Origin of the sequence: Sphingomonas sp. LR59 (genome assembly GCF_036855945.1) — a bacterium.
Taxonomy (GTDB): Bacteria; Pseudomonadota; Alphaproteobacteria; order Sphingomonadales; family Sphingomonadaceae; genus Sphingomonas.
Window position 1 is genome coordinate 3,062,424 of record NZ_JASPFL010000001.1, and the last position, 24,063, is coordinate 3,086,486.

Annotated in this window: 27 protein-coding genes and 2 pseudogenes; 12 read left to right on the forward strand and 17 right to left on the reverse strand. The window is 61.4% G+C overall.

Annotated elements, in window-relative coordinates; genetic code table 11:
* Window positions 1-94: 94 nt before the first annotated feature.
* The 7 genes from QP164_RS14240 to QP164_RS14270 all read right to left on the reverse strand — a co-directional run bounded on the left by QP164_RS14240 (window position 95) and on the right by QP164_RS14270 (window position 6,407).
* Complete coding sequence (locus tag QP164_RS14240) at window positions 95-508, reverse strand: acyl-CoA thioesterase (RefSeq protein WP_332756041.1); 414 nt, start codon at window positions 506-508, stop codon at window positions 95-97.
* An 82-nt stretch (window positions 509-590) separates the two neighbouring features.
* Window positions 591-818 (reverse strand): hypothetical protein, encoded by a 228-nt coding sequence (locus tag QP164_RS14245; RefSeq protein WP_333923558.1) that lies wholly within the window; start codon window positions 816-818, stop codon window positions 591-593.
* An 87-nt stretch (window positions 819-905) separates the two neighbouring features.
* Window positions 906-2,951 (reverse strand): L-dopachrome tautomerase-related protein, encoded by a 2,046-nt coding sequence (locus tag QP164_RS14250; protein ID WP_333923559.1) that lies wholly within the window; start codon window positions 2,949-2,951, stop codon window positions 906-908.
* Between the two features lie 78 nt (window positions 2,952-3,029).
* On the reverse strand, window positions 3,030-3,320 hold the full coding sequence (locus QP164_RS14255; RefSeq protein WP_333923560.1) for a hypothetical protein: 291 nt from the start codon (window positions 3,318-3,320) through the stop codon (window positions 3,030-3,032).
* A 166-nt stretch (window positions 3,321-3,486) separates the two neighbouring features.
* A complete protein-coding gene (locus QP164_RS14260; RefSeq protein ID WP_333923561.1) occupies window positions 3,487-4,086 on the reverse strand; it encodes a carboxymuconolactone decarboxylase family protein in 600 nt (199 codons plus the stop codon).
* On the reverse strand, window positions 4,086-5,186 hold the full coding sequence (locus QP164_RS14265) for a catalase family protein (protein WP_333923562.1): 1,101 nt from the start codon (window positions 5,184-5,186) through the stop codon (window positions 4,086-4,088). The genes QP164_RS14260 and QP164_RS14265 overlap by 1 nt, the downstream gene beginning before the upstream one ends.
* An 81-nt stretch (window positions 5,187-5,267) precedes the next feature.
* Window positions 5,268-6,407, reverse strand: coding sequence for an alpha/beta hydrolase (locus QP164_RS14270; protein WP_333923563.1), 1,140 nt, complete (start codon window positions 6,405-6,407; stop codon window positions 5,268-5,270).
* Between the two features lie 114 nt (window positions 6,408-6,521).
* On the opposite strand from QP164_RS14270, the gene QP164_RS14275 reads away from it, so the two are divergent.
* Window positions 6,522-7,277, forward strand: a complete 756-nt coding sequence (locus QP164_RS14275; protein ID WP_333923564.1) for a Crp/Fnr family transcriptional regulator — start codon at window positions 6,522-6,524, stop codon at window positions 7,275-7,277.
* Between the two features lie 7 nt (window positions 7,278-7,284).
* Here QP164_RS14275 and QP164_RS14280 read toward each other — a convergent pair whose 3' ends face one another.
* The 3 genes from QP164_RS14280 to QP164_RS14290 form a co-directional block, all read right to left on the reverse strand.
* Complete coding sequence (locus tag QP164_RS14280) at window positions 7,285-7,920, reverse strand: SGNH hydrolase domain-containing protein (RefSeq protein ID WP_333923565.1); 636 nt, start codon at window positions 7,918-7,920, stop codon at window positions 7,285-7,287.
* Entirely contained in the window at window positions 7,896-9,296 is a 1,401-nt protein-coding gene (locus QP164_RS14285; RefSeq protein WP_333923566.1) for an acyltransferase family protein, read from the reverse strand. Before QP164_RS14285 ends, QP164_RS14280 begins: the two co-directional genes overlap by 25 nt.
* Before the next feature lie 191 nt (window positions 9,297-9,487).
* Complete coding sequence (locus tag QP164_RS14290; protein WP_165886437.1) at window positions 9,488-9,640, reverse strand: hypothetical protein; 153 nt, start codon at window positions 9,638-9,640, stop codon at window positions 9,488-9,490.
* Between the two features lie 177 nt (window positions 9,641-9,817).
* On the opposite strand from QP164_RS14290, the gene QP164_RS14295 reads away from it, so the two are divergent.
* Window positions 9,818-10,108: a hypothetical protein gene (locus QP164_RS14295; protein ID WP_333923567.1), complete on the forward strand. Its 291-nt coding sequence runs from the start codon at window positions 9,818-9,820 to the stop codon at window positions 10,106-10,108.
* Window positions 10,109-10,125: 17 nt separating this feature from the next.
* Here the strand turns inward: QP164_RS14295 and QP164_RS14300 are convergent, their stop codons facing one another.
* A complete protein-coding gene (locus QP164_RS14300; protein WP_333923568.1) occupies window positions 10,126-11,322 on the reverse strand; it encodes a DUF6895 family protein in 1,197 nt (398 codons plus the stop codon).
* A 75-nt stretch (window positions 11,323-11,397) separates the two neighbouring features.
* Entirely contained in the window at window positions 11,398-11,640 is a 243-nt protein-coding gene (locus tag QP164_RS14305) for a hypothetical protein (protein ID WP_132734839.1), read from the reverse strand.
* Between the two features lie 297 nt (window positions 11,641-11,937).
* Here QP164_RS14305 and QP164_RS14310 point away from each other — a divergent pair.
* Window positions 11,938-12,640 (forward strand): annotated as a pseudogene (locus tag QP164_RS14310) (HAD family hydrolase).
* Window positions 12,641-12,666: 26 nt separating this feature from the next.
* Here QP164_RS14310 and QP164_RS14315 read toward each other — a convergent pair.
* Together QP164_RS14315 and QP164_RS14320 are read right to left on the reverse strand one after the other, a co-directional pair.
* Window positions 12,667-13,698 carry a hypothetical protein gene (locus QP164_RS14315; RefSeq protein WP_435368378.1) on the reverse strand — a complete coding sequence of 344 codons (1,032 nt, stop codon included), beginning with the start codon at window positions 13,696-13,698 and terminating at the stop codon, window positions 12,667-12,669.
* Between the two features lie 20 nt (window positions 13,699-13,718).
* Window positions 13,719-13,943 (reverse strand): glutaminase, encoded by a 225-nt coding sequence (locus QP164_RS14320; protein WP_333923569.1) that lies wholly within the window; start codon window positions 13,941-13,943, stop codon window positions 13,719-13,721.
* Between the two features lie 2,303 nt (window positions 13,944-16,246).
* Here QP164_RS14320 and QP164_RS19880 point away from each other — a divergent pair.
* The 7 genes from QP164_RS19880 to QP164_RS14350 are packed head-to-tail and all read left to right on the forward strand — an operon-like array spanning window position 16,247 to window position 20,727.
* Window positions 16,247-16,468 (forward strand): pentapeptide repeat-containing protein, encoded by a 222-nt coding sequence (locus tag QP164_RS19880; RefSeq protein ID WP_353435147.1) that lies wholly within the window; start codon window positions 16,247-16,249, stop codon window positions 16,466-16,468.
* 9 nt (window positions 16,469-16,477) lie between these two features.
* A complete protein-coding gene (locus QP164_RS14325; protein ID WP_333923570.1) occupies window positions 16,478-16,978 on the forward strand; it encodes a hypothetical protein in 501 nt (166 codons plus the stop codon).
* Window positions 16,979-16,988: 10 nt separating this feature from the next.
* Window positions 16,989-17,783 (forward strand): hypothetical protein, encoded by a 795-nt coding sequence (locus QP164_RS14330; protein ID WP_333923571.1) that lies wholly within the window; start codon window positions 16,989-16,991, stop codon window positions 17,781-17,783.
* Window positions 17,780-18,664 (forward strand): ATP-grasp domain-containing protein, encoded by an 885-nt coding sequence (locus QP164_RS14335; RefSeq protein ID WP_333923572.1) that lies wholly within the window; start codon window positions 17,780-17,782, stop codon window positions 18,662-18,664. Before QP164_RS14330 ends, QP164_RS14335 begins: the two co-directional genes overlap by 4 nt.
* On the forward strand, window positions 18,661-19,380 hold the full coding sequence (locus tag QP164_RS14340) for a hypothetical protein (protein WP_333923573.1): 720 nt from the start codon (window positions 18,661-18,663) through the stop codon (window positions 19,378-19,380). The genes QP164_RS14335 and QP164_RS14340 overlap by 4 nt, the downstream gene beginning before the upstream one ends.
* Entirely contained in the window at window positions 19,377-20,015 is a 639-nt protein-coding gene (locus QP164_RS14345) for a 2OG-Fe(II) oxygenase (RefSeq protein ID WP_333923574.1), read from the forward strand. Before QP164_RS14340 ends, QP164_RS14345 begins: the two co-directional genes overlap by 4 nt.
* 4 nt (window positions 20,016-20,019) lie before the next feature.
* Entirely contained in the window at window positions 20,020-20,727 is a 708-nt protein-coding gene (locus tag QP164_RS14350) for a Stf0 family sulfotransferase (protein WP_333923575.1), read from the forward strand.
* 608 nt (window positions 20,728-21,335) lie between these two features.
* On the opposite strand, the gene QP164_RS14355 is transcribed toward QP164_RS14350, so the two are convergent.
* On the reverse strand, window positions 21,336-21,776 hold the full coding sequence (locus tag QP164_RS14355) for a hypothetical protein (RefSeq protein ID WP_333924314.1): 441 nt from the start codon (window positions 21,774-21,776) through the stop codon (window positions 21,336-21,338).
* Between QP164_RS14355 and QP164_RS14360 the strand changes: the two are divergent.
* Both QP164_RS14360 and QP164_RS14365 read left to right on the forward strand, forming a co-directional pair.
* Window positions 21,657-22,821 (forward strand): annotated as a pseudogene (locus QP164_RS14360) (zinc-dependent alcohol dehydrogenase). The gene QP164_RS14355 and the pseudogene QP164_RS14360 overlap by 120 nt on opposite strands.
* 80 nt (window positions 22,822-22,901) lie before the next feature.
* A complete protein-coding gene (locus QP164_RS14365) occupies window positions 22,902-23,135 on the forward strand; it encodes a hypothetical protein (RefSeq protein ID WP_333923576.1) in 234 nt (77 codons plus the stop codon).
* A gap of 40 nt (window positions 23,136-23,175) precedes the next feature.
* On the opposite strand, the gene QP164_RS14370 is transcribed toward QP164_RS14365, so the two are convergent.
* Both QP164_RS14370 and QP164_RS14375 read right to left on the reverse strand, forming a co-directional pair.
* A complete protein-coding gene (locus tag QP164_RS14370; RefSeq protein WP_333923577.1) occupies window positions 23,176-23,568 on the reverse strand; it encodes a DEAD/DEAH box helicase family protein in 393 nt (130 codons plus the stop codon).
* Between the two features lie 35 nt (window positions 23,569-23,603).
* Window positions 23,604-24,014: a hypothetical protein gene (locus QP164_RS14375; protein ID WP_333923578.1), complete on the reverse strand. Its 411-nt coding sequence runs from the start codon at window positions 24,012-24,014 to the stop codon at window positions 23,604-23,606.
* Window positions 24,015-24,063: the final 49 nt, after the last annotated feature.

Here is a 24,063-nt window from a genome sequence, read left to right on the forward strand (position 1 = left end):
CCAGCGTTCCTACGACCTTTCTACCTGGGCCCCGGCCTTCGCCGGGGTGGTAATTTCGCCGCGGTGGTAAGTCCGCCGGGGGTGGTGGTCGCAATCAGGCTGCCGCCGGGTCCTTCGGAAAGAAATGCTCGACCACGCTGTTCGCCAGCCGCGATGGCCGCAGCGTCTCCGCATCGAGGCAGCACCAGCTCGACTTCACCTCGGCGAGCACGTCCTCGCCGCGCTTGATGATCGTCTCGTAGAACGCGCGCGCGCCTTGGACCTTCTCGAGCAGCACCGTCGCGATGACGTCGTCGTTGAGAAACGCCGGCTTGCGGTAGGTGATCTCGTGTTTCAACGCGACCCACAGGTGCCCGGCCACCGCCTCGGCCGGCGCGAGGCGCTGCCAATGGTCGATCACCGCGGCCTGGACCCACTTCAGATAGTTCGCGTTGTTGACGTGACCCATGAAGTCGATGTCGTCCGGCTCTATGCCGATGGCGTAGGTATGGGGAATCGCTGTTGTCACGCGTAATATATAGCACGCGAACCTGAACATAGCGATGACGGCCCGGCCGCTCCGCCGATAAAAGACATCGACGGAACGGTGATCAGGCGGGGATGTCGACGTCGTGCCCCGGTAGCGTCTCGCCCGGCCCTTGGGCGAAGCGAACCGCGACGGGATGCGTGCCGGGTTTCGCGAACAGACCCTTAGCGAGTTCGGCGGGAAGACCCGGGTGGATCGTCAGGTCGCCGACGACACACGCGGAACTCTTGGCATGGCTGGCCCGCACTACATGATGCTCGCGCGTCTCGACCGTGCGGGTCTGATCGGCCATGCCCTGATGATACCGTCGATCGACGCCTGCTCGTTCGGCTGGATCGTCTCGATGGCGTCGCTGTAGCGCAGACAGGTCATGTAACCCTTATTTGCCCTTGGCGGCGCCGGGGACGAACGAGAACAGTTCGGTACGAAGCGATGCTGGTGCCCCAGGCTTGAACCAGCTCGTGTCCTGGATGTGGCTCGCGGTCACATAGATGCGCCCATCCGCGCCTTCGGAGAAGGTGTCGGGCCAGCGCAGGCGAGGATCGGTCAGTACCGGCTCGACATGATCGCCGACCAGCCGGGTGATGCCATTGTCGGTGGGTGACGAGATATAGAGGACCCCCGCCTTGCTCATCCACAGACCGTCGGCGACGTGCGTCTGTGCCACCGTCTTCAAGCCCGCCGCGCGGTCCGTCTCGCTGACGCCGTCGCGCAGCAACGCGGTGTCGATCGCATACAGCGTCTTGCCAGTGAGCGCCTGGTAGTAGAGCGTCTTGCCATCGTTGGAGATCGCGATGCCGTCGGCGGCAAAGGCCGGCTGGCGATTGTCGGGGCGGACGAGCGGCTTGCCGTCGGTCATCACCGTCACGCTCTTGTCGATCTGCGTCGACCCGTGCCCATCGAGCGCGCGGAAACCCTTGCCGGTTTCAAGATCGATGACGATGATCGCACCGCGCGTGCCCGAGTCCGTGATGTACCCGGTCCGGCCGTCGGGCGAAAAGCGGATGTCGTTGAGGTAGGTACCCTGCAACGCGACGTCGAGTGGCACCTTGATGACCTTCGTCACGCGGTTGGTCGCCAGATCGATCTTGACCAGTTTGGGCGCGCCTTCGAGGATCTTCTCGTTGCCGGGCGCGCCGGGATCGAGCACCCAGAGATTGCCGTGGCCATCGGGCACGATCGACTGCACGCAGACGAAATAATCGCCGACCGGCATCTCGTTCGCCTTCGCGTTGCGCCAGCTGTTCCACTTGGCATCCGGATAGGCCTTTAGCGACCCGTTCTTCATCACTTCGGCGACCGAGATCGGCGCGTCGTCGGTCCAGCGCGGGAAATTGACGAAGCGACGGCCATCGGCGGTGACTGCGACGCCGGTCGCCTGGTGATCGAACTGCGCGACTTGCGTCAACGCGCTGGCACCGCGCGGCCGGGCCTGCGCGACGCCGATCGCGGCGGCGGCGATCACCGCGATTGCAGCAGCGCTGGCGAGGAAGGGCTTGGTCTTGGACATCAGGAGACTCCGGTCAACGGTATCGGAAAGATCGGCAGGGGTGCCGGTGAAAAGCTGGATCAGGTGGCGGGCGACCGCGCGCGGGTTTTCGCGCTGGGGGAAATGGCCGACGCCGGACAGTTCGACAAAGGCGAACGGACCGGCGAATTTGCTCGGCACCGCCTTGCTGGCGGAGGGTGGATTCACGCCATCGACCGCGCCCTGGATATAGATCGCCGGCAACGCCAGCGTCTCGGTCGCCTTCACCTTGTCCTCGAGCCACTGGCTGCGGGGATCGGGCTCGGCTTCGTCCCACCGCGCACGGTAGCTGTGCAGCGTGACGTCGACCCAATCGGGCGTGTCGAAGGATCGCGCGACCCGCTGAAACGTCGCCTCGTCGAACCAGCCCCGCGGAGACCAGTTCTCCCAGTGGATATGCGCGAACCCCTTGCGGTCGTCGCGGACCGCTTGCGCACCACGCGCGGTCGCCATGAACCAGTGATACCATTGCCGTTGCGCCTGCGCGAACGGCGGCGTCGGCATCCCGCCGAGACGCGGTGGCGTGGCCAGCATCGCCAGTCGCGCGACCCGGTCCGGCCAGCCGACCGCGAGCGCTTCGGCGGTATTCGAGCCCCAGTCATGTCCCGCGATCATGAACCGTTCGATGCCAAGCGCATCCATCAGCGCGATCATGTCCATCGCCAGCACCGCGCTGTTGCCGGTCCGCGGCGTCTCCGCGGCCAGGAACCGGGTCTCGCCGAAACCGCGCAGCGTCGGCACGATGGTGCGCAAGCCGGCAGCATGGAGCATCGGCAAGACCGCGTCCCAGGTCGAGCCATCGTCCGGCCAGCCATGGATCAGCAACACCGGCGGTCCCGCGCGCGGGCCCGTATCGGTATAGGCGATCGCCAGCGTGTCGGTGGTGATGATCGGCATGTCAGTGCGCCTCAACGTGCGTGCAGGACTCGGGTTTCGGCATCATGCGCCATGCTCCGTACGTGCGCCATCGCGGCGTCATGCGCGCGCCGCCAGCTTGGCCCCGGCCGCGGTCGCCAGGCCAAACCCGACATGGTTCAGCGTGTGCAGGCCGATCGTGCTCGAATCCGCGTCCCATTCGGGAGGCTTGACGCCCAGCAAAGGCCCCACCAGCCAGTGCATCGCCCCGTAAAACGCCAGGCCGAAACCGATCCCGGACACCAGCACGTCGTTGTCCTCATCTGTCGCCGCGGCATAGACGATCGCCGCGCCCGCGGAGAGCAGCAGATGCCCGCCCTGCACGATCGCCTGCTCGCCCGACGTCGCCAACCGATCCGCCGGGGAGTCGCCAGCCCGAGCTTGCGCGCGGTCGTCCGTTCGAGATCGACGAGTTCCGACGGTGTCCCGGTCGTCTTCTCGCCGCGCATCAGCAAAGCCGTGATCGCCAGCCCGGCAACGAGCCCACCGGCTACCGCGCCCATGGTCCGTCGGGTGCTCATGCGTCGTCTCCCCGGTCGTCGGGCAGGCTTTCCTCGCGGCCGGGCACCGACATGTCATAGGCATTGAGCAACAGCGAGACGAGGCAATAGCCGCCAACCAGATAGATCAGTTCGGCGGTGCGCTCTTCGCCGAATGCGGCAACCGCGCGCCGGTAGGTGGTTGCCGGGAGCTGGCGGCCGCCGGCCAGCGTGGCCGCGACGTCGTAGGCGGCGGCTTCTTCCTCGGTCAGGTCGGCAGGACGCTGGCCCGCCGCGATCGTCGCGACCTTTGCATCGCTCAAGCCGACGGCCGCCCCCACCCGCTCATGCGCGTACAGTTCGTACCGCGAATTGAACGCCGCGCCCGTGACGAGGATCGCAACCTCATGCGCGGGCTTGGGTAGCGTCGCGTTGTCGATCAGCGCCTTGGTATAGGTCCACGCGGCGCGACCAAAGGCGGGGAAGCGCAGCATCGGGGCGAATGGCCCAATCAGGGCGCCGTCGTCTCGGCGCGACACGAACCCCTTGAGATGCTCGGCGATGTAGGCGCCCATCTCGTCGTGCAACGGACGCAGCTCAGCGGGCATGTCCGCGGGCGGAAACGGCGCGGCGCGCATCAGCCCTGCCCCGCCCCGGCATCGCGCGCGACCGGCTCGTGATAGGGGCATCCGTTGGTGCGCGCACGGAAGTCGGCCGAATGGCGATACGTGTCCTTGCGGACGCGGTTGATGTTGCCCAGCGGGCGATGCGCGGCGATGCCGGTCCACACGCTGAAGCGGCTTTCCTCGTTGATGCGACGGATATGATCGTCGCTCCAGCTATCCTGTGCCGCCGCGCGCACCGTGCCGACGCGCAGGAACGGCGCATCCTGCTCGTCCCATTGCACGGTCGCGTCCTCGACCGGCTGCGCGTCGAGATCGCGGCATAGCTGGACCCGGAATTCCCATTCGAGATCCATGCCACGCACCTCGGCACGGACCTCCTCGCGGATCGCGTTCTCGCGCCCGTCGACGTCGATCTCCTTGCCGGTAAGCGCGATCATGTCCGGTGCGACCGGCGCCAAGCTGAACTTGGCGATATAGTCACCATACCGGAACGCGGTGGCGCTATAATAGGTATCGCCAAGCGGCTCCGAATTGGGCGCACCGCCAAGCGAGTTCAGTCCGCTCGGCAATTCGCCGCCGACCGCTTCGAGAGCATGCCGGACTCCGCGCAACACCGCGGAGGCAACCGTCTTGGTGCCCTCCAGTCGGTCCGTCGTTCTGGCGAGAAGCTTCAAATTGCCCAGGAACTTTTCCGCGGTCTTGGCCTGGAACACCGGGCCGTTGACCATGACGAAATCCTGCGCGCTGCCCTCGGCGCCCGGCAGTCGCTCACCCTCGACATCGAAGACCTTCATCGCCAGGCCGCGTGGCAGACTGATAACGTCGGGGAGGATATCGCCCGCGTTGGTCGAGAGACGGATCAGCACCTTGTGCGCACCCGGCGTGGCGAACAGTCCCTGCGCCAGCTCCGCGGGCAGGTTCGCATCGACCGTCAGTTCACCCTCGAGCAGTCCGTGCGACTTGGCATGGACCGACCGAACCGCATGGCCGTAATCCTCCGCGGTGCGCTCGAGGATGATATCGAACGCGTCGTTGAGCTTGGCGACGGTCGCCTGCTCGCCGTCCTGCTTCTGCTCGACGTCGGCGGTATAGCGGATCGGTCCGTTGACCATGTCTTTGCCTTTCAGTGATCATGATGACGATAGGACACGCCGGCATCGACGCGTCCTATCGGCCGGTCTTATCGGTTGGCCTCAGCGCTTGCGCGGGGCGCCGGCAAACGCTGCCTTCAGCCGTGCAACCGCCAGGTCGTTGGCGTCCTTCGCGCCGCGCACCACCTTCGCCATCCCGAAGAACTCATGCGTCACGCCGGGGAAGGTGCGCTGTTCGACCCGGTCCCCTGCCGAACGCATCGCCTGCGCCAGCGTCTCGCCGTCGGAGCGCAGGGGATCGATCTGCGCGTTGATGATCGTGGTCGGCGGCAGGCCACGCAGATCGGCGGCAACGAGGTTCAGCCGGGGATCCTGCGCATCGGCCTTGCTCGACTGATAGTAATAGCCAAACCACTGCAGCATTGCGGCGTTGAGCGGCTTGGCATTCGCGGAATCGCGGCGCGACGGCAACGACGCATCGTTGTTCGCGATCGGATAGACCGAAACGATGTGCAACGGCATCGTCAGGCGGTTGTTGCGCGCATAGATCGCGGTCGCGACCGCCAGATTGCCGCCAGCGCTTTCACCCGCGATCGCGATTTTCGCGGGATTGCCACCCCATGACGCGGCATTCGCCAACGTCCAGCGATACGCGGCGGCGGCATCGTCATGCTGCGCCGGGAATTTGAATTCTGGCGCGTGCCGATATTCGACCGATACCACGATCGCGTTGAGCGCCTTGGCCATCGCCCGCGGGGCTGCGTCATAGGTGTCGACGTCGGCGATCACCCAGCCACCGCCATGATAATAGACCAGTACCGGCAGGCGCGCTGCCCGCGCGCCATTTGCGGAAGGGGCGGTCGCGGGCTTGTAGATCCGGGCGAACTGCTTGGGATCGGCACCGTAGGGGATGTCCTGCGTCGTCACGCTCTGGTCGGGCGTGGTCGGCATGCCCTTGCTCGCCATCACGGCCTTGGCGCCGTCCGCTGCCGACGGCTGTTGGCGTGCCTCTGCCGGCGTGAGCGTCTCGATTGGCTTGCCGCCGAGTGCCGCGAGTGCATCGAGCACCTGTTGCATGTCGGGCGCGGCCTTTGCGGGCTGCGTCGCGGTTGCGGCGGGCGGTGGTGGTGGTGGTGGTGCGGAAATCGACCGCGGCGACTGCGCGATCGCGCCACCAGCGGTCAACACCAGCGACGATGCGAAGACGCCACGGGCGAGCGACTGCTTGAGGGAAAGGGTCATGGTGCCTCCTGTTATCTAGAGGCAGCAACCCCGGTCTTGACACAATGGTTGCGGTACGGAACCGGACACAGCCCCGATCCCTTTGAGGAGCGGGCCTTTTTCCGGGAAGCAACGATGACGTGGAATGTATTGGGAACCGCCGAACCCGATGTGTTGATCGAGCATATCCAACAGCGCGATACCAAGAACCTGTTGCTGCGCAGCCTGAGCGCCGACGACTTCGCGCTGCTCGCACCGCATTTGACCCGCGTGCCGTTTTCGATCGGCGACACCCTGTCGCATGCAGGGGATGTGATCGACAGCCTGTGCTTCCCGGAAGAGGGGATCGCCGGGGTGCTCGACGCGCTCGAAGGCGAGCATCGCTATGCCGTCGGGCTGATCGGTGCCGAAGGGTGCATCGGCTGGCCATTGCTGCTCGGCACGACACGATCGCCCTATGACGTGGTGATGCGGGCGGAACGCGGCGAGGCCTTGCGGATTTCGGCCGAGCGCTTCGTTACGCTCGCCGAGCAGAGCACTACGCTGCGCCTGTCGCTGTTGCGGTTCGTCAACGTCTTCATGATCCAGATGGGACGGACGATCGTCTCGTCGCTCGCGCATTCGATCGAGCGTCGCATGGCACGCTGGATCCTGCTGTATCACGATCGCGTCCGCGACGACGACATCTGCATGACCCATGAGGAGTTTCGACTGATGCTTGGCGTCCGTCGGAGCAGCATCACCGATGCGCTCCACCGGCTCGAGGAGGAACAGGCGATCCGGGCGGTCCGTGGCCGCGTGATCGTTCGCGACCGCGCCAAGTTGATGCTGCTCGCCGCGGACACCTATGGCCATGCGGAGGCCGAATATCGCCGCCTGCTGGGGGAATGAACCGGACTCAGTAGGTCGGCGCGCTGGTGTCGGCCAATGCCTGTCGCAAGGGCCATCCCTGCGACGCATCGTTCGCGATCAAATGGCGCACGGCGGTCTGCGAACCGACCTGATTATAGTGACCGGCATCGAAATATAGCAGCCCGCCGTCGGCGCTCTCGACGATACAGCGCCGTTGGGGGCACATCGCCTTGAGCGGCGAGAGATAGGTATATCCGATCGCCTTCGCCTGCGCCGCGAGTTCCCGATCGTTTTTCCACAGGCGCGGTTCGATGGTTCGTGCCAGCAGTCCCGGATCGCGTCGCCTGACGCTCTCCGCCATGATCCGGGGCACCGGCATGGAATATTCCGGGGTCGGCCCCATGACGATCAGCGCGATGCCCTTGCCCGCAAGCCGATCATGCAGCCGTTTCAGCGCGGGGATATCCAACCGGATCCAGCGCCAGATCACGAGCACCGCATCGGGCCGCGCGGTATCCAGGTCGCGGACCAGCACCTGGTGCATCAGGTCGTCGCACACGCGACCGGTCGGCCGCGGATCGAGCGGCATCTCACAGCCGAACACGACCGCAGTCTGGAAATGCACCTGTGGCAGCACCACCGATAATCCACGCCACATCATCGATGCATGGCTGTCTCCCACCAGCAGCCAATTGGGCTTGCCCTGTTCCCGCGCGAGACATGGGATCTTGTCGAAGTCGCCAACGCTGCTTTGATTGGTGAGAAAGCAGTTCGCCTTGGGCTTTGGCATCGATCCGGACTGCCCCCGGCGCTTGCTATGGCCAGAACCGTGGGGGAAAATCGTTCCGGCAGGCCGCTGGTCGCCAGGATACCGACCTGCAACAGCGCTGCGATGGCGATCAGCCCGCCGCACCATGCGCCCAGCCGGCGCGGTGCCATCTTGCCGCGAAAGGGACCTTCGATGAATTTCCAGGACGCAAATCCGAGGATCGCCGTCACGATCAGAACGATGACCGCGTCCCGTATCAGCAGTTTGCCGATCAGTCGGTGCTGGCGGTAGAGAACAATGACCGGCCAGTGCCAGAGATACAGCGAATAGGACGCCAGGCCGATATAGCGCGCCAGGAAAACGCTCAACGCGCGGTGCACCATCGTCGATGTGCCCTGACCGGTGATCAGAACCAGCGCCGCTCCCAGGCAGGCCGGCACGACGACCAGCCCCGGAAATCCGTGCTCGGGCCGTACCAGCAGGAGGGAGGCGGCGATCAGACCCAGCCCTGCCGCGGCGGAGGCCATGCGCGTCAGCGGCCGGGATGTCAGCCAGTCCCCCCGCATCTGCGATGCGAGGACGCCGACCATCAATTCCCACCACCGGCTAGGCAGAAGATAGAATGCCGCTGCGGCGTTCGTTCGTACATAGGCGATGCTCACCGCCAGCGAGAGCAGTGCCGTCGCCGTCATGATCGGCACCAGCCATCGTTTCCACCGGGAATGCGCGATCAGCAACGGCAGGAACGGAAATACCAGGTAGAATTGTTCTTCGACACCCAGCGACCAGGTATGCAGCAACGGCAAGGTCGCGCTGTCGGCCGCGAAATAGTCCGATGTGAAATAGAAGAATATGTTGCCGACACACGCCAGCGCCGCCAGCGCACTGGTCGCGAAACTCGCCAGCTCCTGGGGATAGAGCGGGATCGTCGAGACCAACGTGGTGGCGATGATCATCACCACGAACGCCGGCGCGATCCTGCGCAGGCGTCGCAGATAGAAATCGCCAAAGGTGAACCGCCGCGCCGCAACGCTGGCAAGGACGATCCCGCCGATCAGATATCCCGATATGACGAAGAAGATATCGACACCCAACCCGCCCGCCGGGAAGCGGGTCGGGAACAGATGATAAATGATGACCGCAATAACCGAGATCGCGCGCAGACCATCGATATCGCCACGATATGGCGTGCCATGCACCGGCGCAGTCGTCGCCTGGTCCGATCCTAGATCCGAACCGTCACGCTGTCCCGATCGTCCATGTACGACAAACGCCGCCCCCGCCTGCATATTTCTCTCCCCCGGCGGCGGGTTAGCAAACCATTTTCATATGGCAATACTATCGGGGTTGGCCATTCGCCCGGATCACGCGTGAACCGTCTCTTTTTCGTACAAATGCAAACCGACCGAACAGAAACCTCCATTTCGATGCAATTTGCTACAGCTTCTCGGGTTCAATCTGCCAAAAACCCAGCCCAATTTTACGCTGTATTTGCCAACGGCGAATCCATTGCATCGAGCGCTTCGGATATAAGCGCCGCGACGACCGTCCAGCCGAGCTGCTCCGCCTCGACCAGCGCATCTTCGAGATGTTCGCGAAGGCGTTGGTCGGGCTTGAGCGCGCGTTGCGGCATGCACTTTTCCAGTCGAGCAGGGTTCGGCTTTCAAAGCCTGGCATGGTCGCCACGGTAAGAGCCGACGACAGATCACGTCAATCGCTGCGCGCTGGTGTGACGAAAAGCCGTGCCGCATGGCACCGTCGGCGATCTGGATGGTTGTTCCAGAAAGCCATACCGGCTGGAGAGATGACCATGAAACTGACCGGAAAATTCGATACGCGCCGTGAAGCCGAGATGACCGTCGAGCGGCTGGTCCAGCAATTCAACATAGATCGTGCCAAGGTCCTGGTCGCCCCGGATGGCGCTGCGAACTCCGCGGGCACCGAAGATGCCGGCGCCGACGCCGCTGCTGGCACTTCAAGCCAAGAGACGCGGGATGATGCCGCATTGAACGGCAGGGTCGTGGTCACGGTCGACGTCGCTGATGACGCCACCGCCGACGAGGTGCGCTCCGCGTTTAACGAGTTCGACGCATCGGCGTAGTTTCGACCGATGGGTGATCAGAAGCGCGCGTAAAAGGCGTGTGAGTCGCGCGCTAATGGTCCCGCGTGTTCCGCGCATTGCTCGAGCAATGCGCGAGCATCGCCAAGTCCGTGACTAACGTAGCAGCGCGTCGCATAGCCGTCGATCAGCGTGTCTAACCCCATCTCGAAATCGTCTGAAAACCAGTCTTCGTTCATCGGGCCATAGTCCAATTCCGAAACACCGAATTTCTCGACGATCGCCGCCAAGACATTTTCGCTCGCCGGTTCGATATCGGACTTCTCGATGCGGGCGGGAATGGCATTGGCGGCACACACTATCAGCAACCCGAATACCAACGTGGTATGATAGGAATGAATGAAGCGATAGAGATCGGCGTCGTGCTGTGGCAAAGAGTTCGCCGTCCTACTGTCGAATGTAATCGACGGTATAAAGCCAAATTTCTTGTATATCGACCTCAGGGCAGCGTCTGCCTGTTGGAAAGTCGGTCCGCAACACTCCAGAAACACCTGCGTCAGGCAGATTTCCCCGACGAGATCCCAGTCCGCATCGCAGAACGTATAGGCCAGATCGTGATCCAGCGCGATCGCCACGTCGGGGAATATCGCACAATGTTCCGATCGGCGACGGCCAAAATCGGTTTCGAACATCGCCGAATGCGTCTTTGCATAAAGATCCGTCCTCGCCATCATCGAGGGGTGCGTAAATCGCGATAAAAGCGATGACCGGCATACAAGCTGTTCGGCAACGGCAACGTTCGTGACCCGCTCGTACAGCCACGTCGCTTCGTGATGCCGGAACGGGAGCCGCTCGACGGCGAAATATCCGGGCGACCGGATCAGTGCCTCGACCCGCGCCAGCATAGGCGAGCACACACCATAGCGTCGTGCGCACAATAGAATGATACCGAACCTGCTTGCCTCGGCTGGCCGCCGTTCCGCGTTGGCAATAAATGCCTCTGTACACACCTCATGCACCGCCCACGAAACGAACGCCACGACGCGGTCGCGAAGCTGCCCGGCGCGCGTGACGACCGATTCCGCCAGTTCGAAGAACAGCAGGATTTCGGAAATGACCTTCGATGCGCGCAACCCTTGGGATTGAAACGTGTCGGCGTCTATCGCGTCCAACTTGGCGACAAGCGGCCTGACCGACAAGAAGTACTTTACCAGTTCGATCGTGATGCGTTCGTCTTCGACGGTCTTATCAGCCATGACATTGCTCATATGTATAATGGCGTCTCGTCATGGCCATGATGCGACGACGAAACGCCATTATGTCCGTGACGCTCAATGCTGAGCGATCGTCTTTCCGATGGTCGACGGATTTGCGACCTTTTCCAGGCCGCCCTGAATTCCCGTAACCAGGAAATAGTGGGACCCACCGACGACATTCCAGTCGGCGACGACGTTCGGATCGTTCAGAACCGTCGACGATACACTGAGGGCGTCGCGCATCGATGTATCGAGATTGATGATCTTCCGATCGTGGAGCGAGTGGGCAAGTTCCGCGATCTGTTTCTGCGTTGGCATCATACTCTCCTTTTGGGCGATTCGCCCTGGGAGGAAAATACTCGTCCGAATGATATTATGAATGTCAGTATGCACTGAAACGGAGGCAAACTTTGTTATACGATAAATTCTGTTGACTGTTCCACTTTGCCCGCGACTGGACGCGGAGCAAGATCCCGCAGAGCATAGTGGCAATCATATCGATCCTGCCGCGTGAGTATGGTTGGTCTGCCACGAACAGCCTGGTTTGACGGTTTACGGCGCGCGCTGCCTGCGAATAGTCATGGTGCCACAAAATGCCGGGTGTAAAATATGGCCATGACGATACGCCTAATCTGCCTCGATGCCGACGACACGCTCTGGCACAACATGCGGCACTTCAATGCGGCCGAGGATGCGCTGCTGGAGATGCTGCGGCCGTTCGCCGACGCGCAGGTCGCCCGCCCGACGCTGGAAGCGTGCGAGGCGCGCAACCTGCCGCTCTACGGGTATGGTGCGAAAGGCTTCACGCTGTCGATGATCGAGACCGCGGTCGAGCTTTGCGGTGCCGATCTGAAACCGACGATGGTCGCGGATATCCTGGCGGCAGGCCGGTCGCTGCTTGCGCACCCGGTCGAGCTGTTCGACGGGATCGCGCAGACGCTGGAGGAATTGGCGGCTCGCGGTCGGCTCGTACTCGTCACCAAGGGCGACTTGCTGCATCAGGAAGCCAAACTTGCCGCGTCGGGTCTTGGCGATCGGTTTGCCGGTGTCGAGATTGTCAGCGACAAGACCGCCGATACCTTCACGCGACTGTTCGAGCGATATGCGGTGCTGCCTGCCGAGGCGGTAATGGCAGGGGATCTCGATGCGCTCCGACGTGCGTCCGGCGCTGGAGGCTGGGGCATGGGCGGCCTATGTTCCGCAGGACGGTGCCTGGGCGCATGAACATGCGACGCCCCCTGAGGACTCGGATCGTTTCGCGACGCTGGAGAGCCTCGCCGAACTGCCCGCGCTGATCGATCGCATCAATCGCTGTTGACCCTTCGGTCCGAGCAGGCGCCCTGATCAGAGCGCCTTCGGGTCGAGCGTCATCTGCTTGCCCTTCATCGTACCGCTGCGTTTGCCGCTTCCGACCAGATCCCAAACCTGCTTGGGCGAAGGCAGGGCGGTGAACGACGGAAAGACCGACGTCGTACCTTCGACATCCTCCAGCGACACCGCATACGTCCCGCTCTTGTCGACCTGGCCCATCAGCGAGGGATAGATGCTGACGACACGGCCGGCATCGTACAGCGCCATGACGTAGCCGCCGGTGCTCGCGTTCGACCGATAGACGCCGTATTCGGTGCTCGCGCTGCCGTCGCGACACCAGCTCGGATGCGCCACGGGCGGCGCCGACTTCTCTTCCGTTTTCGCCTTGGCGGCCATGGTGCTGGCCATCAGCGACATCAGCAGGTCGGCACCGTTCGGCTTGGCCTGTTTGGCCTTGGTGAAGGTCAGCGGCGTGGTGCACGGCGTGACTGGGGCGGCCGCGATGGTCGCCGTGGTAGCGGAGGGCGGCCAACGGACGGCCTTGATCACCTGTTGCAGGCTGGCGTCGAGCTGGTCTGCGGTCAACGTCTTCTCACTCATGCGAATGCTCACGATCCATTCGCCGACCGGCACGACCGCGAGGGCGGTGCTCCGATATGCGCCGCCGGGTGAGGCATAGACCTGGCGCAGGGACGTTGCCGTGCCACTGTTCGTCGCGGCGAAGGCGATCGGATCGGCGCTTGCCGGGGCGGCATGGCGGAAGATGTCGCGCGTTTCGAGTGCGGTCTGCGACCGATCGAACCACAACGCCACGTCGGGAATCGCCGGGTGGAAGAGGTAGATCGTCGCGAACACGCTCTTGTCCGCTACGTCATATTGCGCCGCCACGTCATGCTCGGTCTCGGTCGCGTCGGTCAGCGTCGTGCGCGAAAGTCCGGCCAGTTGCGGCATGAGGATCAGGCCGGTTTCGGCATGTTTCCAGCCCTTGTCGGCCGGCACACCCAGATCCCGCGCCGCGACCGGCGTTGCGATGACCAGCGCCACTATCAGCACCCACTTTTTCACGCGCATCCCCTTTTGCGCGATCATGTGCGAGCTTGGCTTCGTCGGCAAGCGTGTGTGGAGACGCTCCATTCAGACGATCCGGGGACCGAAGACGGACCAGCGGTGCGGGCCTTGAGCATCGAATTGCCGTGCTGATCCAGATTGGGCGACCACATTGCGATCGAGGCAATGCCGGGCGCGATCGCCATGATACCGCCAGATCGCCGTCGTTCATCCCGGCACCCGCCATCACCCGGTTCCTCCATATCGCCATGCGCAGGCGACGGGAAATTAGCCGACGTGCGAGACGGGAAGAACGGAACTTCGCGAGACGCCACTCGAACGGTATTTGGTGGAGCCGCAAGCTACTCATGAGCCGATTCCCTCTCCGGTTAGCTCTGCAGAGCGCAAGAACAGAAAGTGAACAATGAACCTTGTGATAGCCCAGTCCAAGGTTTAGGAACCCGCCAAACGCGAGCGATCGCGCAAACAAGGAAGGACGCGGCTCGAACCGCGCAGGAGGCGGATTGTGGTGACGGATGAGGATCGACGCTATTACGAGCGTCGCGCCGAATTGGAGCTTGAGATGGCTGCCGCGACGGAGGACCCGAACGCGTGTTCGAGCCACTATGCGCTCGCCAATCTTTACCTCGCACTCGTGTTCGAGAAGGACGTGCAGGACGCTTCGTAAAGGGAGATCGCCCTTTTAGGGCGGCCTGACCGGCATCACGCTGTCAACCGACGCGGTACCGGACAGTGAGCTTGCGATACCATCGCGATACCAAAACTCGGATTTACCGGGGCTCCGGGCGAAAGACCGCCGGGAATATCCAGGTACTGCAATAGGTTGTCGATGGTGCGCTTATAGGGCTCGAACCTGTGCCCCCCATTACGAGCGAAACCAATAGTCAGGCTTTCGAGCGTTTTGCAGAGGTCACACGCCTCGACGTACGCGAAGGAACCGCATAAACCGCTGCTGAAGACGGTCTGTACCGAAATCCAAGTGGCATCGAGCCCCGCAATCCCGGCACGCTTCCAGCGCCGGCAGATTGCCTGCCATCGACTTCCCTCGGGAGCCGACACAATGTCGAATTCACTGCCCCCCGCCCCCGTCCCCGTGCATCTTTTAGCACCAGCAATATTACTCGCTCGTTTAGCGAGATCACAACAGGCGTTCGCGACCGCGCACGCTCCACCTCACATCTTCGCCGGCACAGTAAGAACGCTGGCGGTGTCGAGGTTTCGCTTTGGCGTATGCACAACACGTTCCGAAACCGAACACAACGCGCGTCTACGCGTGGCCGAGGCGTTCGAGCGTGAGACCAAGCTACCGGGCAAGCGCAACGGGTGTCCTCGGCGGGATCGGCATCGATGTCCTTCGCCGCCTCCTTCGGTTTCGAAGCCACAAAGACGGCTGACTTGATCAGCACCATCAGTGGATAGCGGACAAGATCCAAAAGTCGCATGGCGGTCGTTCAGGCCGTTGCGCGCTTGAAGTCGTGCGATTTCCCCGCCCCGCGTACGCGCTATTGCTGATAGTGCAAATCTGCCAAGCGGTCACATAGAAACCCTGAAAGATCTAAGTATAAAAGAGCGCCTGCAGCTTGCGCAGTTTGATGCTTAACCAAGCCTCAAGGCCCCGAACCCAACGGGTTCAATCCAGCGACCGCGGGGAGGGTGCGGGCCCCGCCGTCCCGTGCATCCTAAGTAAGATCAGCAAGTTCGGTGCCCAACAAGCTCCAGTCCGCGTTGCTGTATCCAAATTTAGTCTTGATGGCGGCTACTCAAGAATGCTGAGCCGGAGTGCTTAGACGATGAAACTCATATGGCTCCGGGTGGCGACGTGTCTCGCCAACCTGTTTGCCGGAAGCTTACCCGTTACCCCCTCGGCTATATCGATACCCCCGCGAGGGGATAGCATGGATCACGCAAAAACAGCTCACACCGGTCGGACGAGCCTCGAACGCAAACTGCCGACGAACTCCTTCCGACGGCGGAGCGATACTAGCTTAGGGCGAATGGCGACGAGCATCGCGATATATCAGCGCAATGTATGATTTCGAAACGCGTTGATTGAGCGCGGTCCATAAATGCTGGATTCGGAAACAACTCGCCGTGACGACATCAATGAAACTCTGACGACAATGTAATATGCCAAGGTCCATTGAAATTGCGAATCAGAGCACGAATGTTTACATCGACATCAGGACGCATCGAGCTCACTTACGCGCGATCTTCGATATTCAGTCTACCCTCTTCGTCACGCCATCGACAATCGTATAATTATAATCTGATGGCTTGCAATGTCACACTTTTAAGTAGTTATTTTGATAAACCCTTATTACAATGCCATATTAATTTACATTTAAATGCTAGACATCAAGCACAGTACTGTGCAATCATGGTGATGCCACATTCCAATAATTGGTTGCCACTAATTATATTGCATCAAGAAATGACTGCTGCACGGGAGGCTTAGATGGAAAAAATCGAGACCGCGGACAAGTCTTTATTATCCCCTAACATGATATGCGTTTCACAGGATGCGACCAGTTCTACATTTAGCAACATGTCGGCTGGCCATTCTATTTTTGGAGCTTCCAGTTTTTTCAATTCTGTATTTCATCGTAGTAACTTTGAGGGCACGCAATTCAGTGCATGTGAATTCGACGGCGCCGTTATTGAGAATTGTTCATTTCGCGCTGTGCAATTGAAAAACTGCGATGTTGACGGCCTCGTTATTGAGGGGATCAATGTCGGCGCGCTTCTTAGACTTCTTCTTGTGAAATAGGAGACTGATATGTCGGCCGAAAAGCTCGATACCACGCCGTTCATCGGCGCAGCACACCGCCATGATTTGCTGGCACAACTCGCTGGAACACGTATTCGCGCATTCGATAGCGCGGTCAACGACGCCGTTGCGCGTGGGATAAGCGATGCCGGAGAGGTCAAACTCGACGGTAAGAATGGCGGCATGGATGGCATCGCTGTCAGCCTTGGCGGCATAGAGGTCGCCGACGAAACGGTATACTCTCCCTGGCAGCCTCCAAAATACCCCAAAGGCAAAGAAACCAAAGAAGGCAAGGAGTCCAAGGAATCAAAAGAGGGCAAGGAGTCTAAGGATTCCAAAGAGGCCGGCAAGGAAACTTCTGACGGGGGCAAGATGGCGGGAAGCGAGGTGTTCGATCCGTTCAGTCACTTCGGCGAGGTCGAGCGCCTAAACTGGTCGTTGATGAACCAAGTCGCGCAACAGCATACAACTGCCGTTCGGGGGTTCATTAGGAGTGTCCAAGTTTTCTGACGCCGAAGAAATGTACGACATTCCCGAAAATGCGGTGCTGATTGTCAGTGAACGGGGTGACAGCTTTGCCGATGCGCTGATGCGACCGATTACTGCATCAGGCCGTGTGCCGGTCCGTTTGGGCGCAACGGCCGCGGCGCGCAGCTTCACGATTATCGTGCAGGATGGAGACGCCATTGTCACACCTCAGATACCCATGGTGATCCGCATGCCACGTCTCTCGGGGATGCAAAGCGCCGATGCGCGGTTCTTGAAAGGCGAGGCATTGGCGGCGTTATGGGCAATCGCTGCGTTGACCACGGCGGCGGTATTGGGTCGTCCAGGGCCAATGGGGTTTGGCGGAGGCTGTAGTCTTTCGGCATCGGTGAACGAACTGCGTGGCGGCCTGCGGACCAATCGGATGGAAGTTTTTATGCAGGGGCTGACATGGCCACAAAGCGATACCGGCTGGTATTTCAAAACGCCCGACTCTGTGGAGCCACTGAACCATGAGCAGCGCGCCGCCTACCCCGGGCCGCAACGCGGGCGATATATACGGCCGGGCGAGCAATATGAATCCGTGCTGGTACTCGGACCGGACGCATGGTGCCGGGGCGGCGCGCGTATCGTCGGCCATGATCTCGCGCAGGACAGCATCAAGCTGGCCAATCAACTCGGGCTCGACATGGCACTCATCCTGTGGGCGCTATCGGAAGATCTGCGCGACCCGTGCTTGGCACGTATAACGCCCTGGCCGCACCGCGAAGACTTGGACTTCGCGTGGGATCCGTTTGTCGCAGCCGCGATTTCACATCTGACGCGATGATTACCGCGATCGGCCTAGCCACAGATCCTACTATTCAGCATTTCGTCGCAAAATGCGAAACGATCGGTGTCGAGGTGGAATTGGTCGATCTGCACGATTTGGCTCTGGCCGACTGGATGTTCCCGCTGCCCGGGCGGAACGCGATCTGGCGTTACGGCGAAACGGAGCACCAATTGTCCGCCGTCGGTCGTTATTATGTTCGTCCGATCGACCTGTCGTCGGTCGTCGCATCGAAACGAGACGCAATGTCCTGCCAGGCAATGGTACAGGCCCTGTGCGCTTGGCTGGAAACTATCGGCGAGGCGGTCGTGATCAACCGGCCAGGTCATTTTCAGGACAACGGATCGAAGCCACTCCACGAGGCATTGCTGGCACGCGCAGGTTTTCTCGTTCCCGCATCTCTGACCAGTTCGGACGCCGAAACCTTGTCTGCCTTTGCGAGAGCGCCGTCAGTGGTGAAGACCGTTTGCGGCGCGCGCGCGGATTGCTGGACTGTGACACCGAACGATTTCTGTACATTCCGTGCGGAAAGCGGCCCCGTTCACCTGCAGCGCAGGGTGGAGGGCGCGGACGTGCGCGCGCATGTAGTCGGCGATACCGTGCTCGCGCTGCGCATCGACAGTGACACAACCGATTATCGCATCGACAGTGATGCGAAATACTCCCCGATCACGCTTCCGCAGGCGCTGACCACACGCATGACGCGCACAGCACGCGACATGGGACTGATCTTCTCCGGCTGGGACTTCAAGATCGATGCGGATGGGCAATTCTGGTTGTTGGAGGCCAATCCGATGCCGGGCTATAATTCCTATGACAACCAGCTGGACGGCAGCATTACAGACGCCTTGGTAGCCCTCATGACAAAGGGCCAGCGATGATCGCCGCTGTTGACATGTTGGATGCGCAAAGCTGCCGCTCGGTGGTGGAGCGTATGGTTAGCAGCCGATGCAATTGGACCGACCGTAGCCCGCACGACGACGCGACCTTTTTTACATTCGGGCGTGCGAGCTATCTTGACGTGTGCCCGTCGGATGTTGATCCGCAATGTGCCTATTACGGTAAAGTCAGTGCCGCGAACGCCGAACTGAAGGCGATATTCGGTGATCTCTACGCATCGCTCCTCGATCGGTTGTCCGCTGAACTCCAGGATCAGGTTTTGATGGCTGAAGGGCTCGCCATTCCAGGATTTCACATCTTCCTCGGTAGTGGGATTATGGGTGCCGGGAAGGGCGGGCGACATTTCGATATCCAGTATGAACGCCTGCGCTTGCCGCCCGGCCCGATCGAGGGCGACCCTATATCGTTCACATTAGCCATCGAATTGCCGACCGGCGGCAGCGGACTCGATCTTTGGAATGTGACAGTGGCAGATTTCAACCGGGCGTTTAAGGCCGGTCGCGTCGCCACGCCCGACGACATGGCGCGCCGCCGGATTGTTGCCTATCATCCGTATTCGGTTGGCCGGCTGTTGATTCATCGCGGTCTATGGCTGCACAGAATTTCCTCGCCAAGCACGATCCATGCCGATGACCGCCGGATAACTTTGCAAGGGCATGGATTACACATCGCCGGGCGCTGGATGCTCTACTGGTGAGCAACCATCGAAGCTCGGTCTATCCCGCGCGGCGCGCGGTTGAGGCGATGCCGGCGCAGCCGGCGCTGGTGTTGCACGACGCTATACCAGAAGACGACGCGGCGGCCTTGCTCGCCTCCGCCATTGCCAGTGAGGCGTTGTACAGCGATGCGCAGACATTGTCGTCACATCTAAAACTGCACACCGGTCGTCATCGCAGTGCACGGATCCTAACACAAAATGGCGCGCATCGCGACTTGATAGCGTTGCTAGCCTTACAACACGGTAGTGCGCTTCGCTCGCACTTCGGCGATCGAATAGTAACGACCCCCGTCGAGGAGTCCGAATTCGCCGCGAGCGGAGCCGGCGACTGGTTCGGGCCGCATCGCGATGACGGCGCGGCCCCCGTTGCGAACCGCTCGTTGACGATCGTGCTATACCTTCATCGCTTCCCATGCCGTTTTTCGGGCGGAGAACTCGCGCTGCATGGTTTTCTCGATGCGGCGCGGCAGCGATTTGGCCCCGTTCAGATAATCGTACCGCGCCACAATGTTGCAGCAATATTCCCGTCGGACACACTTCACGAGATCCTGCCGGTGACTTTACCCACGGCGTGCTTTGCCGACCGGCGCTTCGCACTGACCTGCTGGATCTGAAAGAGTGCACGGTATTACCCGGGGTTATATTATTGCGGCGTTACCGCGCACGGGCAGCTTCCTGCTATGCGAGAAGCTGGCGGCGTTGGGTTCGATTGGTTATCCGCAAGAATATGGCTTGCTTGAGGACTGGGCGACGTGGTCCGACTATCATGGCTACGCCAGCCATCTCACCTATTTCTACGATTTTTTTCGCTTCTGCTCTACGCCAAACGGGGTATTCGGCTGCAAGCTGATGTGGACCCAGTTCGCAGCCCTGCGCCACCATATTAAACTCTATACCGGCATCGGAGGCCAGGGGCTGGAGCCGATCGAGGGAATGACGGGCCCGCTCAAGGTCGTATTCCTTGATCGGCGCGATATCGTTATGCAGGCGATATCCCTGGTGCGCGCAATGGAAACAAACGTCTGGTCCACCCATCACACGCTCCCGCCGCCGGCACTAGTCTATAGCCGCGTCGCGATTAACGATGCCATTCATATGATAGAGGAAAATCGCCGACAGTGGGAAGCACTCTTCACCCGCCATGCGGTCGACCCACTACGCTTGTTTTACGAAGACATAACACGGGGTGAGGCGTCAGCGATTTTTCCCTTTCTGGGAGTGAAGGTACCGGAACGAGTCCACGCCACGCACCTGAAGCAGCAAGCCAACGACTATTCATTGGCGTGGCGCGACCGCTTCGTGAAGGAGCGGGCCAGCGCGCTTTGACCGATGGCAGCAATTCGGCCGCATTTGCAGACCACCCGCACGACGGATTGTTGAATTTCCCGTAGAACTGTCCCCGCCTGAAGCGTCGCCGTTAGCTGCCGTCGGGTGTAAATGAGTGCCTGAACGAACAGCAGTTTGCCGAGGGTCCTGCCCGAAAGCTACCGGTCCGCTTTCCTTTCCATTCCAGCCATTCCGCTTCCGCCTACACCCGGACAGTCAGGCTGGCCATCGGGGCTTCCGGTAACCGCCATCCGTTAAGCGCCATCTTTCCCGTTTCTCCGTGTTCGATAAGCAATTTTGGGAAAGAGCAACTGGGAACAGAGTTCGGGAAAGGGAATGCTACCGTCGATATCGAAGAGAATGGCTTTGATCTGCATGAGTCCGGACCTGAAGTCGTGCATCCGCTGGTCGGAACACCGCAGCGCTCTTGAAGGCGTAACGGAAGAACGGCGTCGACTGAGTGCGATAGCGTCCTAACGGTCCACACTCCGAATTGACCCCGGCTTAGGCGATCTTGGCTAGGCTTCGTCGTTCAAGGGAACAATCGACAGCTTCTGTATCGCAAACGCAACGACATCTTTCTAACCATGCAGCTTCGCAAGTCATTGTTATGCGTAGTTTTTCGCGTCGTCTGAACACTTTAATTTAAGCATATCGATGTTGATACCAATCAATATGAAATATAAATGGCAGATATTCGGCTTCAGCAGGAACGATGATGCTGTCCGAATCGCTATACTCCCCAGAATACGCTCACGCTGACGGCGACGACGCATCTGCGTGGCAGCCGAAACTTCGCAGTGACAGTGCATAGTGTTGACGATGATCGGGCGGCATTTGCGCCATTGCCGAGTCATGTCTGATGAGCTGCCCTGTCGCGCGTGAGCATCATACTGCAATTCTATAACGGAGGCATTCTGATGCGCGCACTGGTTTGGCATGGAAAAGGCGATGTTCGGGTCGATACTGTTGCGGATCCCGAGATCAAGCATCCCCGCGATGCAATCATCAAGGTTACGGCCTGCGCGATCTGCGGGTCCGACCTTCATTTGCTCGATGGATATCAGCCGACGATGCAGGCGGGCGATATTCTCGGCCACGAGAACATGGGCGTCGTCGTCGCACTGGGCTCCGAAGTCACCAATCTGAAGATCGGCGACCGCGTCGTCGTGCCGTTCACGATCAGTTGCGGTGATTGCTTCTTCTGTCGCAAGGGGCTGTTCTCGGCCTGCGAGCGGACCAATCCGAACTCGGAGATGGCGATCAAGGCGATGGGCCATTCGCCCGCCGGCCTGTTCGGGTTCAGCCACATGCTGGGCGGCTATTGCGGTGGTCAGGCCGAGTATCTGCGCGTCCCGATGGCCGATATCGGTCCGGTCAAGGTGCCCGACAGCGTCACCGACGAGCAGGCGCTGTTCCTCTCCGACATCTTCCCGACCGGCTACATGGCCGCCGAGAATGCGCAGATCGAGCCTGGCGATACCGTGGCGATCTGGGGCTGTGGTCCGGTCGGCCAGTTTGCGATCTCGCTCGGCGCTGATGTTGGGCGCGGGCCGCGTGATCGCGATCGATGAGGTGTCCGAGCGTCTCGCCATGGCCGAGGCCGGCGGTGCGGAGACGATCAACTTCGCCGAAGTCGACAGCGTCTATGACGAACTCCAGTTCCGCACCAAGGGTCGCGGTCCGGACAGCTGCATCGATGCAGTCGGTGCCGAGGCGTCGGGTCATGGCGCGATGGACGCGGTGATCGACAAGGTGAAGGCGGCGACCTTCCTCGCGACCGACCGCGTGCACGTCCTGCGCGAGGCCATCATGAGCTGCCGGATGGGTGGCACGATCTCGATCCCCGGCGTCTATGTCGGGATGGGTGACAAGATCCCGATCGGCGCGATGATGAACAAGGGCCTGACGATCAAGACCGGCCAGACGCACGTCCAGGCCTATACCAAGCCGCTGCTCGCGCGGATCGAGGCGGGCGATATCGACCCGAGCTTCGTCGTGACGCACCCAGCCAGCCTCGAGGATGCGCCTGAGATGTACCAGAAGTTCCGCGACAAGCAGGACGGCGTCATCAAGGTCGTGCTGCGACCGTAACCCCTCCCGACCCGGTCCGCTCCTGTCGAGCGGATCGAGTCGGTCTGTTTTCGATCCGCTCCCTTCAGAAGGACGTCCCGATGAGTGACAAGGTTCAGACCCCCGTTCCCGGCAATTCGGCAAGCAAGGGCGCACCGGACGGCGCCTCGGACGCTCCCTGCGGCAACCATGGCGCAAACGTCCATGGCCGCAGCGAAGGCGGCGAGAGCGGCCGCGGATCCTACCCCAACCCGCATGCCGGCAAGACCGAGACGAACACCGGCTTCATGGCGCATGGCGGCCAGACCAACATCGCCTATTATGGCGACGGCTAAAACACGCCATGCTCGTATATTAGGCTTGCCGACGCGCAATTTAATAACTTCTGCTATTCTCGGCCGCACGGAGGCCAGCCCTTAATTCTGTAATGGAGCAACGCATGCTGTGACCGACCGGAACGTAGGCGGGAAACGGTTTGCGCCCGTAGTATCGAGCTTTGAGTGACGGCCAAGCGACCTTGACTAGGTAAAAATCACCTTGAAAGTCCGCCTGCCGCCCGAGGTTGTTGCGATCGACCAGGAACAGGATGCGCCGGGCATCGGCGTGCGCGAGCAGGCGATAGGCGAGCGTGGCGGCGGTGAAGGTCTTGCCCGCGCCCGTCGCCATCCGCACGAATGCGCGCGGCCGGTCGCTGCCGAGCGACGCCTCCAGCCCTTCGATCGCCTCGACCTGGCAGTCGCGCAGGTTCGTGGTGATCAGCGGCGGCATGTCGACGAGGCGCGCACGCAGCGACGATCCCGCCTTCAGCCACTCGTGCAGCGTTTCCGGCCGGTGGAAGGCAAAGACCCGACGCGAGCGGTGAAGGGGTCGACGCGATCCGAGAATAGGATCTCGGTCCCCGTCGCCTGATAATCGAAGCGAAACGGTGTGCTCCAGGCCGCCAGTATCTGCTGCGGCTGCGGCTGATAGCCCCGGGCTTGCTCGGTCACGCCGGACAACGTCGTGCCCGCCGGCTTGGCCTCGATCACGCCGCAAGCCTTGCCCGCGACGATCAGGAGATAGTCGCAGGGCCCGGTCGCCAGGGGGAACTCGCGCACCGCGACTCCCGGCGCGGCGAGACGGTTCATGTCGGCGCGGTCCTGCACCACCCATCCCGCCGCCGCGAGTTGCCCGTCGATGACCGCCCGGGCCCGTGCTTCCGGCGTGCTGTTCACGCCGCGGTCCTGGCCGAGCGGACTGGATTCTGCAACACGTTGCGGCGCA

Excerpts from the sequence above, each read along its gene's own strand:
- QP164_RS14245 (WP_333923558.1), bottom strand. The coding sequence starts at position 818 with ATGGCCGATCAGACCCGCACGGTCGAGACGCGCGAGCATCATGTAGTG.
- QP164_RS14250 (WP_333923559.1), bottom strand. The coding sequence starts at position 2,951 with ATGCCGATCATCACCACCGACACGCTGGCGATCGCCTATACCGATACG.
- QP164_RS14260 (WP_333923561.1), bottom strand. The coding sequence starts at position 4,086 with ATGCGCGCCGCGCCGTTTCCGCCCGCGGACATGCCCGCTGAGCTGCGT.
- QP164_RS14265 (WP_333923562.1), bottom strand. The coding sequence starts at position 5,186 with ATGGTCAACGGACCGATCCGCTATACCGCCGACGTCGAGCAGAAGCAG.
- QP164_RS14270 (WP_333923563.1), bottom strand. The coding sequence starts at position 6,407 with ATGACCCTTTCCCTCAAGCAGTCGCTCGCCCGTGGCGTCTTCGCATCG.
- QP164_RS14275 (WP_333923564.1), top strand. The coding sequence starts at position 6,522 with ATGACGTGGAATGTATTGGGAACCGCCGAACCCGATGTGTTGATCGAG.
- QP164_RS14285 (WP_333923566.1), bottom strand. The coding sequence starts at position 9,296 with ATGCAGGCGGGGGCGGCGTTTGTCGTACATGGACGATCGGGACAGCGT.
- QP164_RS14290 (WP_165886437.1), bottom strand. The coding sequence starts at position 9,640 with ATGCCGCAACGCGCGCTCAAGCCCGACCAACGCCTTCGCGAACATCTC.
- QP164_RS14295 (WP_333923567.1), top strand. The coding sequence starts at position 9,818 with ATGAAACTGACCGGAAAATTCGATACGCGCCGTGAAGCCGAGATGACC.
- QP164_RS14300 (WP_333923568.1), bottom strand. The coding sequence starts at position 11,322 with ATGGCTGATAAGACCGTCGAAGACGAACGCATCACGATCGAACTGGTA.
- QP164_RS14305 (WP_132734839.1), bottom strand. The coding sequence starts at position 11,640 with ATGCCAACGCAGAAACAGATCGCGGAACTTGCCCACTCGCTCCACGAT.
- QP164_RS14320 (WP_333923569.1), bottom strand. The coding sequence starts at position 13,943 with ATGGAGGAACCGGGTGATGGCGGGTGCCGGGATGAACGACGGCGATCT.
- QP164_RS19880 (WP_353435147.1), top strand. The coding sequence starts at position 16,247 with ATGTCGGCTGGCCATTCTATTTTTGGAGCTTCCAGTTTTTTCAATTCT.
- QP164_RS14325 (WP_333923570.1), top strand. The coding sequence starts at position 16,478 with ATGTCGGCCGAAAAGCTCGATACCACGCCGTTCATCGGCGCAGCACAC.
- QP164_RS14330 (WP_333923571.1), top strand. The coding sequence starts at position 16,989 with ATGTACGACATTCCCGAAAATGCGGTGCTGATTGTCAGTGAACGGGGT.
- QP164_RS14335 (WP_333923572.1), top strand. The coding sequence starts at position 17,780 with ATGATTACCGCGATCGGCCTAGCCACAGATCCTACTATTCAGCATTTC.
- QP164_RS14340 (WP_333923573.1), top strand. The coding sequence starts at position 18,661 with ATGATCGCCGCTGTTGACATGTTGGATGCGCAAAGCTGCCGCTCGGTG.
- QP164_RS14355 (WP_333924314.1), bottom strand. The coding sequence starts at position 21,776 with ATGAAGGTCGGACCCGCAGATCGCGCAGGCCGTAACCTTGATGATTGC.
- QP164_RS14365 (WP_333923576.1), top strand. The coding sequence starts at position 22,902 with ATGAGTGACAAGGTTCAGACCCCCGTTCCCGGCAATTCGGCAAGCAAG.
- QP164_RS14370 (WP_333923577.1), bottom strand. The coding sequence starts at position 23,568 with ATGCCGCCGCTGATCACCACGAACCTGCGCGACTGCCAGGTCGAGGCG.